We start from the raw sequence: 13,236 nt of genomic DNA, 5'->3' as shown, positions 1-13,236 counted from the left end.
CCTACCACAACTCAGGCCTGTCGAACGCGGGCACGCAGCGCGACGGGCCCGAGAGAGGGGCCGTATCGCCCCCGGCCAGCGACTGACCGATCCATCCGTGCGGTTGGCTCAGCTTCTGGGGCGGACGGGCGAAATCCTGATCCATCGGTTTGAAACCTGTCTTTCCATAATAAGCAGGATCACCGTAAGTTATCGCAAAATCGACGCCTTGCCCCTTCAGATCGTCCAGCGCGAAACGGATTAGCCTCTGCCCGATCCCCGCTTTCTGGCGGTCCGTTTTTACAGCGACCGGCGACATCAAAACGACGTTGCGCGGGTCTTCATCGTAAAACAGGCGTGAAAAGAGGATACACCCCAAAAGCGCTTCCCCATCGCTCGCCAAATAGCAGCGCAGATCGTCTTCATCGGATGTCGCCATCAAATCCTGAACCAATGACGTCAGCGCCTGACCTTCGGCTATTCCTTCGGAGGCGGTAAAAACATCCCCGTAAAACGATGGTATCTGCGCCTCGAAATCTGCGTATCCCGACGTGAATTCCATCATGTTCGCCCTTTTTCTCGTGGCCGCGACCCAAGTGAACGATTCTCCCGGGCAGACCGCTGTTGATCACAGGTTAAACACAATAGCGCACCCATAAAAATGAAAACCAAACCGGCAAATTGGCGCGCCCGTTTCAAAATACAGGCCGCATGCCGCCCACCTTCCGTTCAATCAAGGCAATAATCGGCGCGTACCCCCTTGACCTGCCGCGATCCAATGTCATGAACAGAGCCATGAGTACCGCACGTTTGACGATCAACCTTCATGCGCTGGCCAGCAACTGGCAGGCGCTCGACGCGAAAACCAATGTCGAGACCGGCGCCGTGGTCAAGGCCGACGCTTATGGCCTTGGGGCCGAGCCCGTTTCGGCAACGCTGGCCGAGGAAGGCGTGCGCAAGTTCTTTGTGGCGGCAGCGGAAGAAGGGGCCGCTGTCCGGCAGGCCGTCGGACCCGTTCCAATGATCGGCGTGTTCTCGGGCCATATGGAAGGCGACACCGACCTGTTGCGCGACCATGACCTGACACCCTTGATCAACTCGCCCGAACAGTTCCAGCGCCACGTCGCAGCCTTGCCCGATCAGGCGTTCGGTGTTCAACTGGACAGCGGCATGAACCGTCTGGGGCTTGAACCGGCGGACTGGGCGGAACTGCGCCCCAGGATCGAGCCGCTGAAACCGCTTGTTGTCATGTCGCATCTTGCGTGCTCGGACGAGCCTGACCATCCCATGAACCAGCAGCAATTGCGCACCTTCCGCGAGATGACCGATGGAATCTCCGCGCCGCGCTCGCTGGCGGCCACTGGGGGAACGCTGCTTGGTCCTGAATTCCACTTCGACTTTTGCCGTCCGGGTATCGGTCTCTACGGCGGGTTGCCCTTCGCTGACGCGAAACCCGTGGTGACCGTAGATTTGCCGGTCATTCAGGTCCGCCAACTGGCCGTTGGTGAAACGGTTGGCTATGGCAACAGTTGGACGGCCCGGCGCCCGTCGCGCATTGCAACCGTCGCCGCAGGCTATGCAGATGGGCTGCACAGGGCAATCGGCGGCGGCATCGACGCCTTTTCTGGTGGTCAGCCCTGCCCCGTCGTAGGACGTATTTCGATGGACCTGATTACTGTCGATGTCACCGATTTGCCCAAAGACCCCGAGCGTTTGCGCATCCTGAATGGTCACCAGACCGTCGATGATCTGGCCGAGGCTGCCGGCACCATCGGATATGAAATTCTCACATCGCTGGGCGCGCGATATTCCCGGGGCTACGTGGAATGAGCGCGCTGGACTTGCTGGGCGGTCTTGGTCGCGCAGTGCTGACTCTGCTTGCGACCTTCGGCAAGGTGGCTTTGTTTGCTGCGGATGCGATCTCGCACATATTCCGGCCACCTTATTACCCGCGCGAATTTGCCGTAGCACTGATGAATATCGGGTGGCTGTCTCTGCCCGTTGTCGGGCTGACCGCCATCTTCACCGGCGGTGCGCTGGCGCTGCAAATCTATGCAGGCGGCGCGCGCTTCAACGCCGAGGCCGTGGTGCCCCAGATCGTTGCCATTGGCATGGTGCGCGAGCTTGGCCCGGTTTTGGTCGGTCTGATGATCGCCGCCCGCGTGACCTCGTCCATCGCGGCTGAGATTGCCACCATGAAGGTGACCGAACAGATCGACGCATTGGTGACACTGTCGACCCACCCGATGAAATACCTGACCGCACCCCGCGTTCTGGCCGCGTTGATAACCGTGCCCCTGCTGGTGGGCATCGGGGATATCATCGGCATCGCCGGAGGGTACGTCGTCGCGACCGAGAATCTGGGCTTCAACGCCGCGACCTATCTGCAGAACACGATCAATTTCCTTGAAACACGCGACATTGTCTCGTCGCTGGTCAAAGGGGCGGCTTTTGGCCTGATCGCGGCGATCATGGGCTGCTACTACGGCATGAATTCGGGACGCGGCGCACAAGGCGTCGGTCGGGCGACCAAATCCTCGGTCGAATCTGCTGCAATCATGATTCTGGCCGCAAACTTCATTCTGACAGGGGTGTTCTTCTCGGTATGATCAGGATGGAAAATGTACACAAGGCCTTTGGCTCCAATCAGGTTCTGCGCGGCACGAGCCTTGATATTCCCAAGGGCACCTCGATGGTCATCATCGGCGGGTCCGGCACCGGCAAGTCCGTTGCGCTGAAATGCATTCTTGGCCTGATCAAACCCGACAGCGGCATGATCTATGTTGACGGCAAAGACGCCACCAAAGGCGACCGGGATGCGTTTCTGGCGCGGTTCGGGATGCTGTTTCAAGGTGCGGCCTTGTTCGACTCGCTCCCCGTCTGGCAAAACGTGGCCTTTCGCCTGCTGCGTGGCCCGTTAAAACGCCCCCCGGAATATGCGCGCGAGATTGCGATTGAGAAACTGCGCCGGGTTGGTCTGAAATCCGACGTGGCCGACCGGTTCCCGTCTGAACTGTCGGGCGGGATGCAGAAACGTGTGGGCCTTGCCCGCGCGATCGCCGCCGAGCCCGAGATCATTTTCTTTGACGAGCCCACCACCGGGCTGGACCCGATCATGTCCGGCGTCATCAACGACCTGATCCGCGAAATCGTGACCGAGATGGGCGCCACCGCCATGACCATCACCCACGACATGAGTTCCGTCCGCGCGATCGCCGACAACGTCGCCATGCTGCACGGAGGCGTCATCCAGTGGACTGGTCCGGTTGGGCAGATGGATGCGTCCGGCGATCCTTACGTGGAGCAGTTTATTAGTGGGAGTGCCGAGGGGCCGATTGAGTCGGTGCGATGATATTAAGGAGAAAAAATGGATCCGTTTGAGCAACTAGAGAATGCCATCGAAGAGGTCAAAACGCTTAACGGAGGCGACTTGTCACCCTCAAACGGATACGAGTACGCACAATCGATCGCTGGAGACCTATTCGAGTATTACAGACAGATTGTTCAACTGGGCAAGTTATGTGGGCAACCGGTCCAAACTGTGGACCCCTCTTACGCTGAGGATTTGGAAAGAGCCTGCAATGTGGTTTTGAACCAAATCCAAAGAATGGAACTAAGTTTTAGGCTTCGGAAAGGGGCAACTAGCGTTGCGATCGAGCATGAGAACCATCTGGTCCGGTTGTCAAAGGAACAAGTAGAAGAAATCGAAGAGCACATAAATGAAGCTCGGCAAAAAATACGCTCTTCAGACGCTTTCGAAGAAAAGCACAAACGCAGACTTTTGAATCGGCTTGAAAACTACAATCTGAGATAAACAAAAAGATTAGCGACCTTGACGTGATGTTGGCCGGAGTAACAGAAGTAACCGCCGTAGCCGGGCAAACCGCAAGAAATCTTAACCCCGTGGTCGACCTCTTCAAGAAGATCTTCACCATCGCAGAAGGTGAGACAGACGAACCTCTTGGTCTTCCGGCCCCACCAAGGCAAATTGAAGATAAATCTGGAGAAAATTGAATCCTAAAGATTGCCACCCTCTCGCTGCTGATCCTCTACCCCATCGCATGGTTTGCCCCACTGATGCGCGCCGGTCTGCTGCCCATTTTCGGCCTGTCGGAAATCAGCGTCATCACCGGCCTGCAATCCCTGTGGAAATCCGATATCTTCCTGGCGCTGATCGTCACCGTCTTTGCCCTCTTCGCGCCTTTTATCAAGACAATTGGAACGGCTCTGGTGCAGTGGGACCTGCTGGACGCCCGCGTTCAACCCGCGCTCAATATCATGGGGAAACTGGCGATGGCTGACATCTTTCTGATCGCGCTGTACATAACGCTGGCCAAGGGCATCTCCTACGCCACTATCGAAACCGCATGGGGATTGTACCTGTTTACAGCCTGCATTCTGGCCTCGATCGCGTTGGGATACATTACGGAAATGACATCCAATTCACGAAAACCTCAGAACTAATTGATTGAAAACCCTCATCTGGGTATCATCTTAATATTTCGAGCAGCAACAATTAGTAGTTTCAGGTCCGCAGCGGATCAATCTGCGTGTGTTAGTTGTGTCCCGCTCTGGCCTGGTTTGTACCGGTTTGAGAAGGAGTTCGTCTGTCATGACCGCCCTCCATAATATGACTTTGCAATTTCAGAATGCGTTTTTAAGACTTACTTTTTTGCTGATTTGCGCCGCGGCGCTATTCTCTGTTTCAACGACTATACTCTCTGCGTTCGGCGTGCTGCCATGGTTGTCCATGCAAGCCGCTTTCGGGACGGGGACTTATGTTGATGCGGGTATGTTCATACAGATTGGACTGACCGCACTGATTCTCATGCTGGCGTTCTATTTGCCGGCAAATGCCCGCATGATGGCGCTGGAAAACGCCCATCGGAAGTTTTCGCTGAACATGCAGGACATCTCTTACGCGTACCAGTTGGCACACGCGGCTGACCGTGGGGATACCTTTCTGCTGTCCTCGGAATTCGATGCGGTCAAGGAACGGATGGCGTTTCTACGCCACCATCCCGACTTGCAATCGCTGGAGCCAGAAATCCTGGAGCTGGCCGCCCAAATGAGCCAGATCAGTCACGAACTGGCTGAAACCTACGGCGACGCCAAGGTTTCCCGCGCGCGCATGTTCCTGCAGCAGCGTCAGGAAGAGATTGAGCAATTCCAGCAGCGGATCGGCGACGCCCAGACCATCCAGCAGGAACTGCGTCAGTGGACACGTGATATCGAGATCGAGGAATCCATCGCCAAGTCTCAGCTCGCTCGACTGCGCGATGAGTTGTTCGAGCTTCTGCCAGAGCTGTCAGCCCAATTGCGGACGCCGCCAGAAGATCGCGAAGCTTCGGAATCCAGCGTTATTGCAATGTCACCACCTCGCGCGGCGGAATAGGCGCGTCAGCGCCTGCTGCGGACGATGACCCAGCGGGTCTGAGGACGCAGCCCGCCCCCGTCGGAGAGGAAAGCCCATCAGGGCTTGAAGAACCGACCGTCCTCGGGCACCAAGGGCGGCATGGCGAAGACGACTTCTTTTTCCTGTTCGGCCTGTGGTGCCACCCATTCCCGCTGGTCGGGGCGGTGCGACAGTTGCGGCGAATGGAACACGATTGCGCAGGATGTCCCCCTTTCGGCTGGCCCTGCAAAAAAATCCCTTGGCGGCAAACGTGGCCAGCCCATCGCACTCACGGACCTGTCGACCGAGGAAACACCCCCGCCCCGCACGCTGTGCGGGGTCGAAGAACTGGACCGTGTTCTGGGTGGTGGCCTTGTTCCGGCCTCAGCCTTGCTAGTGGGCGGTGACCCCGGTATCGGCAAGTCCACTCTGCTGCTTCAGGCTGCTGCCCGTTTTTCGCGCGCCGGAGTGAAGACCATCTACGTGTCCGGCGAAGAAGCCAGCGCACAAGTGCGGATGCGCGCACGCCGTTTGGGGCTTGAAGACGCGCCGGTACAACTGGCGGCAGAAACCAACCTGCGCAACATCCTGACCACGCTCGAGGCTGAAAAGCCCGGCCTTGCCATTATCGACTCGATTCAGACCATGTGGGCCGACAATGTCGACAGCGCCCCCGGTTCGGTGTCACAAGTAAGGGCCGCAGCGCATGAATTGACCACGTTTGCGAAACGACACGGTATTTCGATCATCATGGTCGGCCATGTGACGAAAGAGGGCCAGATCGCAGGTCCGCGGGTCGTCGAGCATATGGTCGATACAGTGCTGTATTTTGAGGGCGAACGCGGTCATCAGTTCCGTATCCTGCGCGCGGTCAAAAACCGTTTTGGCCCTGCCGACGAGATCGGCGTTTTCGAGATGACAGGCAAAGGTCTGGCTCAGGTCACGAACCCCTCAGCCCTGTTCCTGTCCGAACGTGGCACGCCCAGCCCCGGTTCGGCAGTGTTTGCGGGGATCGAAGGCACGCGTCCTGTTTTGGTTGAATTACAGGCACTTGTCGCACCTTCCCCACATTCTCAGCCGCGCCGCACGGTCGTGGGTTGGGACAGTGGGCGACTGGCCATGATCCTGGCAGTGCTTGAGGCACGGTGCGGTGTGCCCTTCACCGGGCTTGACGTTTACCTCAACGTGGCCGGTGGCCTGAAAGTCAGCGAACCCGCAGCCGACCTTGCAGTTGCCGCCGCATTGCTCAGTGCGCGCGAGGACTCTGCCCTGCCTGCAGACACAGTCGTCTTCGGAGAAATCTCGTTATCCGGGGCACTTAGACCGGCCCCTCAAACCGAAAATAGGTTGAAAGAAGCCCAGAAACTTGGTTTCACATCAGCCATAGCTCCGGCAGGTGGCAAAACGGGTACTGTGGCAGGTCTGACACTCACCCGACCCTCTGATTTGGTGGGGTTTGTTGGCGAAACCTTCGGAGCAGGTTAAGGTAACGCCTTGAGAGGCTGAAAAAAATACAGGCGAGGGCCATGGAAGGTTTTACAATTATTGACGGGGTGGTTGCCCTGATCGTCGTGGTGTCGGGCCTTTTGGCCTATTCCCGCGGCCTTTTGAGAGAGATTTTGGCGATTGCGGGTTGGGTCGCGGCCGCTGTTCTTGCCTTCATTTTCGCACCCCAAGCCGTGCCACTGATCAAAGAGATTCCCGTCGTCGGTGATTTCCTGCGCGACAGTTGCGAATTGTCGGTCATAACCGGTTTTGCAGCGGTTTTTGCGGTCGCCTTGATCGTTGTCAGCATTTTCGCGCCCCTGTTTTCCTCGGTCGTACAACGCTCGGCGTTGGGGGGTCTGGATCAGGCGCTTGGGTTCTTTTTCGGCATCGCGCGCGGCATCTTGTTGGTTGCCATCGCGTTCTTCGTCTACGACACGGTCATGACCGGGCAATCCTATACCATCGTGGATGAAAGCCGTTCGGCCAAGGTGTTCGAACAATTCGGTGACAAGATCGAAGAGCAAAACCCCGAGGCTGCCTTGGGTTGGGTCACCCAGCAATATGAAGAGCTGGTCGCAAGCTGCACGGAAGGGTCAGCACCCGTCGAAGGCACGACCCCGACCGAAGAGTCAACGGCACCAGCAACAACTGAATAACAAGAAAGCCCGGCTCAGACCGGGCTTTTCTTTGACCGAAGGGTCAAATCTCAGGTGAAGCCTTCGCCCGCACACACGGTGCAGCGGATGTTTTTCAGACCGAAACAGCCGGTACAGTTGCTGTAGATGGGTTTTCCAAAAACATCGCGGCTTTTGACGACCTCACCCGCCCCATTACAGATTGGGCACGGGGCACGTCCCATTCCGCGGCAGCGATGGCACCGACGCTTGGACGGCTCATCCTTCTTTTGACCTTGTTTGTGCTGCCACATGTTTCAAATTCCTGCTCGAAAATTTTCTTTATCAGACAATCATTCTTGCTGAATTGACAGCACAAGCCGCACCGCATGTCACCTTTTTATGCGCATTGTGGCAAAATCCACCTGCGTCAAATCGCAATTGTGATCCTTTGATGACACCGGCACCGTAAGGCATTATGTGAGAGCCGAACTGACATGGAATCGGAGCCACCGATCTTGCTGTATCTGTCTATCTTCGCGCCAACCCTTCGTGACGCAGGCGCGTCTGCCCCCAAATTTAGACGGGCAGCACAAAGCATAGATGCCCCCATGCGCCCGTTCCAAACCGCGTCGCACGTCAAAACGTCATAGAAATTGGAGCCCGTACATGTGTGGGATTTTGGGGATCGCAAGCAGAACGCATGATGTGTTTGCGGAAATCTATGACGGGCTGCTGATGTTGCAGCACCGGGGTCAGGACGCCTCGGGGATCGTCACATATACCGGAGAGTTCTTCCGCGAGAAAAAGGCCAATGGCTTGGTCAAGGACGTGTTCAACGCCAAGGATGCGGAAACGCTGTTGGGCAAGGTCGGCATTGGCCATGTGCGCTATCCCACGGCCGGGTCGCTCAGCGCGTCCGAGGCGCAGCCATTCTTCGTGAACGCCCCCTATGGCATCTATCTGGTTCACAACGGCAACATCACAAACACGGCGCAGCAGCGCGAAAAGGTAACAGGCAAGTACAGCCGCCACCTGCGCACGACATCGGATTCCGAAATTTTGCTGAATGTATTGGCCGACAAAGTGGCCGATGCGATCAAGGTCAACGGCAATGCCGATCCGATCCGCAACATCTTTGCCGGCGTGAAGATGACGATGGAGCGTGTTCAGGGCGCGTATTCCGTCATTTGCCTGATCGCGGGTGTCGGCATGTTGGCGTTTCGTGACCCGCATGGCATCCGCCCCCTGTCCGTTGCGGTCCGTGAGACCGGCGGCAATGGGGATGACTATGCTTTTGCCTCAGAAGATGTAGCTTTTGGGATCAACGGCTTCAGCAAATTGCGTGACCTGCGTCCGGGTGAAGCGATCCTGATCGACCTTGACGGCAATAAACACGAATTCCAGGCCGTCGAAGGCAAGCTGACGCCATGTATCTTTGAATACGTTTACCTTGCGCGTCCGGATTCGCTGCTGGACGGCGTATCCGTCTACAAAACCCAGATGCGCATGGGGCAGACTCTGGCCAAACAGATTCAGGATTCAGGGCTCGAGATTGACCGGATCATCCCGGTTCCCGACAGCGCCCGCCCCGTCGCACTTGAGGCTGCCAAGATCACTGGCATTCCGTACCGCGAAGGTTTGGTGAAGAACCGGTATGTCGGGCGTACCTTCATCATGCCCGGTCAGGAAGAACGCCAGAAATCAGTGCGCCGCAAGCTGAATGCGGTTCCGCTGGAATTCGATGGGCATAACGTGCTGCTTATCGACGACTCGATCGTGCGTGGCAATACGATCAAGAAGATCGTCCAGATGTGCCGTGAGGCCGGTGCGAAGAAGGTCTATATCGCCAGCGCCTCGCCTCCGGTGAAATACCCCAACGTCTATGGCATCGACATGCCCACCAAGCATGAGTTGATCGCAAACGGGAAAGAGATCGAGGAAATTCGGCAGGAATTGGGTGCAGACGCCCTGTTCTATCAGCATCTCGACGACCTGATTTGGGCGGCCAAGGAAGGCAACCCCGAGATCGAAGCCTTTGACTGTTCGTGCTTTGACGGGAAATACATCACCGGCAGCGTCAGCGAAGACTATTTGGACACGCTGGAAAACAGCACTCGGGTCAGCAAAAAGCGCGAGGACATGCAGGTGCCCGGCGGGTCTTGGAACGCGGCAAAGCTGGCCTCTGGCTAAGAGCTACATCGCGAATCAGTTTTGAAAATGGCCCGCATTGCATAGGCGATCGGGCCATTTTTTATGTCTTTCCGCAGACGGATTGGTCGATTTCCGCGCACAACCCTCTGGCGAAGGAAGCGCGTTCGCAATGGGTTCGCCGGGTCGTCAAATATTGTGACGGAACGGTCTGCCAACCACATCTTTTGTTCCGGTCGCGCGTTTGATAGCCCCCGTGTCACCAACCACTCAACACAAGGGGTTGGGGTCATGCATCCCGGCCGCAATTCATGTCAAACGCCACCGTCAAAAGCGCTGCCACGCAGAAGGGCGCGTTGAAAAAGAACTCTGTTTCCCTGCTGGGGATTTTTGGCTCTAAAGCGGACATGCGGGCGTTGATGCGCTTGTCATCGGGCCGCGTGAAAGAGGTCAAGCCCGGCAGCCGCATCGCCTCGGGCACCGTCGTCGCCATAGACGACGAGGGTGTAATGCTGCGACAAAGCGGCCAAACCAAGCGGATCGCCATCCCCGGCAGCTAATCCTGTCTTGACGCTTTGCGCGCAGGGGTCCAAACCGCATCCATGACCGATCAGACCAAAATCGCCCTTATCACCGGGGCATCGCGCGGCTTGGGAGCGGCCTTGGCCGAGGCGCTGGCGCCCGAGTATCACATCGTTGCCGTCGCCCGCACAACCGGCGGGTTGGAGGAGCTGGACGACCGCATTCAGGCCAAAGGCGGATCAGCGACGCTGGCCCCGATGGATATTGCCGATCCAAACGCGATGGCCACCCTGTGCCGCAGCATCCATGACCGCTGGGGCAAGGTAGATTTGTGGATACACACCGCTATCCACACCTCAGCATTGACGCCAGTTCATTTTGTCGATCCCAAAGAGTGGACGAAGGCCGCAAGCATCAACGCAACGGCAACCTCCGTTCTGATCCCATATGTGGCGCCTTTGCTGGGTGAAACGGGGCATGCCGTGTTTTTCGATGACCCAAAGGCAGGTCAGAAATTCTATGGCATTTATGGTGCGACCAAAGCGGCACAGATCGCGCTGGCGCGCAGTTGGGCAGCCGAAACCGAACGCACCGGACCGCGCGTTTCCATCGTTGAGCCCGCGCCCATGCCAACAGCCGTTCGCGCCAGGTTCCATCCCGGAGAGGATCGCGACGCACTGACACCCACAGCAGACGAAGCCGCGCGGATATTGGCGCTGTTGTAAGGGAATGGCCCTTGCGGGCCATGCCTCTGGCAGGGATATTTTTGGCCAGATGAAGCAGGCGGATCAGCCTATATGGGTACCGGTGCGCCCGGCCAGATCGACAAAGAACTGCCACGCGACCCGGCCCGAGCGCGCGCCGCGCGTGGCTTGCCATTCGATCGCCTCGGCGCGCAGGGTTTCGGCGTCGACAGTGACGCCATAGGCGGCGCAATAGCGGTCGATCATCGCAAGGTATTCGTCCTGATCACAGGGGTGGAACCCCAGCCACAGCCCGAAGCGATCCGACAGTGAGACCTTTTCCTCGACCGCCTCGGACGGGTTGATGGCGCTGGAGCGTTCGTTTTCAATCATGTCCCGCGGCATCAAGTGGCGGCGGTTTGAAGTGGCGTAGAACACCACATTTTCCGGGCGGCCTTCGATGCCGCCATCCAGCACCGCCTTGAGCGATTTGTAGTGCTGGTCATCGTGGCTAAACGAGAGATCGTCGCAGAACAGGATAAACCGGTGTGGCGCGGCCCGCAGATGGTTCAACAGGCGCGCGACCGAGCCCATATCCTCGCGCTGGAGTTCCACCAATTTCAGGTTGGGGTGGTCGGATTGCAAGGTACCGTGGACGGCCTTGACGAGGCTGGACTTCCCCATCCCCCGCGCGCCCCACAGAAGTGCGTTGTTGGCTTTGAAACCCGCCGCAAAGCGCCGGGTGTTGTCCAGTAGCGTGTCGCGGGACCGGTTGATCCCAACAAGCAGGTCCAGATCAACCCGGTTGACCTTGGTCACCGGCTCAAGCCGGTCGGGTTCAACGTGCCAGACAAAAGCCGGAGCTGCGCTGAAATCCGGCGCAGCTAGGGGTGCGGGGGCCATCCGCTCCAGAGCGTTAGCGATGCGGTTCAGGGCTTGGTCGTCCATCGGGGCCTCCGGTCTTGTCGTCGCGGTTTCAAACCATGTTCCGGCTTGCGCAACAAGGTCCAGAAAAGAAAAAGGCGCGCCACCCGGTAGCGCGCCTTATTTTCAGTTCAAAGAGCGGTTATTTACCGTCTTCTTCGCGAATGATCTCAGCATCCGCCTCTTCTTCTTCGTCATCGTAGTAGCCATCGGCGCGCAGTTGCTCTTCGCGCTTTTTCTCGACGCGGGCGACAAGAAAGATTGATATCTCGTAAAGCCCGTAGACCACCACAAACAAGATGACCTGCGTGATCACGTCCGGCGGTGTCACCAGCGCCGCCAGCACCAGAATGGCAACCACGGCGTATTTGCGGACCGATCCCAGACCTTCGGCCGTCACCAGCCCTGCCTTACCCATCAAGGTCAACAGAACCGGTAGTTGGAAGCACAGACCAAAGGCCACGATGAACTTGATCGTCAGGTTCAGATATTCCTGCGCCGAGCCCTGGAAGACCACGCTCAGCGGGGCGGCGGTTGCCCCTTCGGTCACGGCCTCCCCTTCGGCCCCGAACTGCTGGAAGCCCAAGAAGAAGTCATAGGCCAGCGGTGTGACCACATAAAAGGCAAAACTGGCACCCAGAAGGAACATGAAGGGCGAGGCCAGCATGAACGGCAGGAACGCGTTCTTTTCCGATTTATACAATCCCGGAGCCACGAACCGCCACATCTGCATCCCGATATAGGGGAACGCCAGAATGAACCCGCCCAAGAGCGAGACCTTGATGGCCACAAAGAACCCTTCCTGCGGCGAGATGAAGATCAGCCCGCAATCCTGCCCGCGTTCAGCAAGAACGTCACATAACGGGCGCGTCAGAAAGTTAAAAAGCGGCGTGGCCACCGTAAAACAGATGATCATCCCGATCAGAAACGCCACGACGCAGTGAATAAGCCGCGTGCGCAGTTCCGCCAGATGCTCGATCAATGGGGCCGAGCTGTCCTCGATCTCGTCGGTCTTGGTCATGTCTTGCTTTCGGTATTCAGCGCGGCTTCGGCTTCTTCCGCTTTAGCCAAAGCTTCAGCGGCTTCCTTGGCCTTGCGTTCAGCAGCAGCACGCGCGGTCGAGGCTTGAATCTTTTTCGCTTGCTCAGCCCGTTCAGCGGCCAGTTTGCCGGTTTCGCTGTCGGGGTCGAACTTGGTCGGATCCATGCTCTTGGCCATTTCCTGCGCGGCTTCTTTCACACCGTCCATGGCCGTGCCAACCGGATTGGTCGCCGCGTTCAGCCCCTTTTTGATTTCATTGACACCGGCCTGATCCGCGGCCTCGTTCATCGCGCTGCTGAATTCACGCGCCATACCACGTGCTTTGCCGACCCAGCGGCCGACATTGCGGAACAGCACAGGCAGGTCCTTTGGCCCCACAACGATCAGGGCCACGACGCCAATGACCAGAAGCTCGGTCCAGCCCAGATCAAACATCTGG

General features: G+C 57.8%; 15 protein-coding genes. 11 read left to right on the top strand and 4 right to left on the bottom strand.

The window, feature by feature from the left end; all coding sequences use genetic code 11:
• Position 1: 1 nt before the first annotated feature.
• On the bottom strand, positions 2–544 hold the full coding sequence (locus ACR0MS_RS05610) for a GNAT family N-acetyltransferase (protein WP_480570349.1): 543 nt from the start codon (positions 542–544) through the stop codon (positions 2–4).
• A 230-nt stretch (positions 545–774) separates the two neighbouring features.
• Here ACR0MS_RS05610 and alr point away from each other — a divergent pair, with 230 nt between their 5' ends.
• From alr to ACR0MS_RS05555, 11 genes are all read left to right on the top strand, one after another.
• Positions 775–1,809 (top strand): alanine racemase, encoded by a 1,035-nt coding sequence (gene alr, locus ACR0MS_RS05605; protein ID WP_480570346.1) that lies wholly within the window; start codon positions 775–777, stop codon positions 1,807–1,809.
• Complete coding sequence (locus tag ACR0MS_RS05600; RefSeq protein ID WP_480570343.1) at positions 1,806–2,588, top strand: MlaE family ABC transporter permease; 783 nt, start codon at positions 1,806–1,808, stop codon at positions 2,586–2,588. The genes alr and ACR0MS_RS05600 overlap by 4 nt, the downstream gene beginning before the upstream one ends.
• Positions 2,585–3,331, top strand: coding sequence for an ABC transporter ATP-binding protein (locus tag ACR0MS_RS05595; RefSeq protein WP_480570340.1), 747 nt, complete (start codon positions 2,585–2,587; stop codon positions 3,329–3,331). The genes ACR0MS_RS05600 and ACR0MS_RS05595 overlap by 4 nt, the downstream gene beginning before the upstream one ends.
• A 15-nt stretch (positions 3,332–3,346) precedes the next feature.
• Complete coding sequence (locus tag ACR0MS_RS05590; RefSeq protein ID WP_480570337.1) at positions 3,347–3,793, top strand: hypothetical protein; 447 nt, start codon at positions 3,347–3,349, stop codon at positions 3,791–3,793.
• Positions 3,794–3,993: 200 nt separating this feature from the next.
• Positions 3,994–4,443 carry a paraquat-inducible protein A gene (locus ACR0MS_RS05585; protein WP_480570885.1) on the top strand — a complete coding sequence of 150 codons (450 nt, stop codon included), beginning with the start codon at positions 3,994–3,996 and terminating at the stop codon, positions 4,441–4,443.
• Between the two features lie 328 nt (positions 4,444–4,771).
• Positions 4,772–5,374 (top strand): DNA repair protein, encoded by a 603-nt coding sequence (locus ACR0MS_RS05580; protein ID WP_480570334.1) that lies wholly within the window; start codon positions 4,772–4,774, stop codon positions 5,372–5,374.
• 120 nt (positions 5,375–5,494) lie between these two features.
• Complete coding sequence (gene radA, locus ACR0MS_RS05575; RefSeq protein WP_480570882.1) at positions 5,495–6,859, top strand: DNA repair protein RadA; 1,365 nt, start codon at positions 5,495–5,497, stop codon at positions 6,857–6,859.
• A gap of 41 nt (positions 6,860–6,900) precedes the next feature.
• Positions 6,901–7,518, top strand: coding sequence for a CvpA family protein (locus tag ACR0MS_RS05570; RefSeq protein ID WP_480570331.1), 618 nt, complete (start codon positions 6,901–6,903; stop codon positions 7,516–7,518).
• A gap of 627 nt (positions 7,519–8,145) precedes the next feature.
• Positions 8,146–9,669, top strand: coding sequence for an amidophosphoribosyltransferase (purF, locus tag ACR0MS_RS05565; protein WP_480570328.1), 1,524 nt, complete (start codon positions 8,146–8,148; stop codon positions 9,667–9,669).
• A 269-nt stretch (positions 9,670–9,938) separates the two neighbouring features.
• Positions 9,939–10,187: a hypothetical protein gene (locus tag ACR0MS_RS05560; protein ID WP_480570325.1), complete on the top strand. Its 249-nt coding sequence runs from the start codon at positions 9,939–9,941 to the stop codon at positions 10,185–10,187.
• Between the two features lie 42 nt (positions 10,188–10,229).
• On the top strand, positions 10,230–10,874 hold the full coding sequence (locus ACR0MS_RS05555) for an SDR family NAD(P)-dependent oxidoreductase (RefSeq protein WP_480570322.1): 645 nt from the start codon (positions 10,230–10,232) through the stop codon (positions 10,872–10,874).
• A 63-nt stretch (positions 10,875–10,937) separates the two neighbouring features.
• Here ACR0MS_RS05555 and ACR0MS_RS05550 read toward each other — a convergent pair whose 3' ends face one another.
• The 3 genes from ACR0MS_RS05550 to tatB form a co-directional block, all read right to left on the bottom strand.
• A complete protein-coding gene (locus tag ACR0MS_RS05550) occupies positions 10,938–11,780 on the bottom strand; it encodes an ATP-binding protein (protein WP_480570319.1) in 843 nt (280 codons plus the stop codon).
• 118 nt (positions 11,781–11,898) lie between these two features.
• Entirely contained in the window at positions 11,899–12,777 is an 879-nt protein-coding gene (gene tatC, locus ACR0MS_RS05545) for a twin-arginine translocase subunit TatC (protein WP_480570317.1), read from the bottom strand.
• The gene (gene tatB / locus ACR0MS_RS05540) at positions 12,774–13,232 is read right to left on the bottom strand and encodes a Sec-independent protein translocase protein TatB (RefSeq protein WP_480570314.1); all 459 of its coding nucleotides are present in this window, start codon (positions 13,230–13,232) and stop codon (positions 12,774–12,776) included. Before tatB ends, tatC begins: the two co-directional genes overlap by 4 nt.
• Positions 13,233–13,236: the final 4 nt, after the last annotated feature.

Source organism: Ruegeria sp. CJ2 (assembly GCF_056536745.1).
This window is presented reverse-complemented; position numbering and strand designations above follow the sequence as displayed.

What these genes read in the sequence shown, in the direction of transcription:
- ACR0MS_RS05610 (WP_480570349.1), bottom strand. Translation starts at nt 544, where the DNA reads ATGATGGAATTCACGTCGGGATACGCAGATTTCGAGGCGCAGATACCA.
- ACR0MS_RS05550 (WP_480570319.1), bottom strand. Translation starts at nt 11,780, where the DNA reads ATGGACGACCAAGCCCTGAACCGCATCGCTAACGCTCTGGAGCGGATG.
- ACR0MS_RS05560 (WP_480570325.1), top strand. Translation starts at nt 9,939, where the DNA reads ATGTCAAACGCCACCGTCAAAAGCGCTGCCACGCAGAAGGGCGCGTTG.
- ACR0MS_RS05590 (WP_480570337.1), top strand. Translation starts at nt 3,347, where the DNA reads ATGGATCCGTTTGAGCAACTAGAGAATGCCATCGAAGAGGTCAAAACG.
- radA (WP_480570882.1), top strand. Translation starts at nt 5,495, where the DNA reads ATGGCGAAGACGACTTCTTTTTCCTGTTCGGCCTGTGGTGCCACCCAT.
- ACR0MS_RS05555 (WP_480570322.1), top strand. Translation starts at nt 10,230, where the DNA reads ATGACCGATCAGACCAAAATCGCCCTTATCACCGGGGCATCGCGCGGC.
- purF (WP_480570328.1), top strand. Translation starts at nt 8,146, where the DNA reads ATGTGTGGGATTTTGGGGATCGCAAGCAGAACGCATGATGTGTTTGCG.
- ACR0MS_RS05595 (WP_480570340.1), top strand. Translation starts at nt 2,585, where the DNA reads ATGATCAGGATGGAAAATGTACACAAGGCCTTTGGCTCCAATCAGGTT.
- ACR0MS_RS05600 (WP_480570343.1), top strand. Translation starts at nt 1,806, where the DNA reads ATGAGCGCGCTGGACTTGCTGGGCGGTCTTGGTCGCGCAGTGCTGACT.
- tatB (WP_480570314.1), bottom strand. Translation starts at nt 13,232, where the DNA reads ATGTTTGATCTGGGCTGGACCGAGCTTCTGGTCATTGGCGTCGTGGCC.
- ACR0MS_RS05580 (WP_480570334.1), top strand. Translation starts at nt 4,772, where the DNA reads ATGTTCATACAGATTGGACTGACCGCACTGATTCTCATGCTGGCGTTC.
- ACR0MS_RS05570 (WP_480570331.1), top strand. Translation starts at nt 6,901, where the DNA reads ATGGAAGGTTTTACAATTATTGACGGGGTGGTTGCCCTGATCGTCGTG.
- alr (WP_480570346.1), top strand. Translation starts at nt 775, where the DNA reads ATGAGTACCGCACGTTTGACGATCAACCTTCATGCGCTGGCCAGCAAC.
- tatC (WP_480570317.1), bottom strand. Translation starts at nt 12,777, where the DNA reads ATGACCAAGACCGACGAGATCGAGGACAGCTCGGCCCCATTGATCGAG.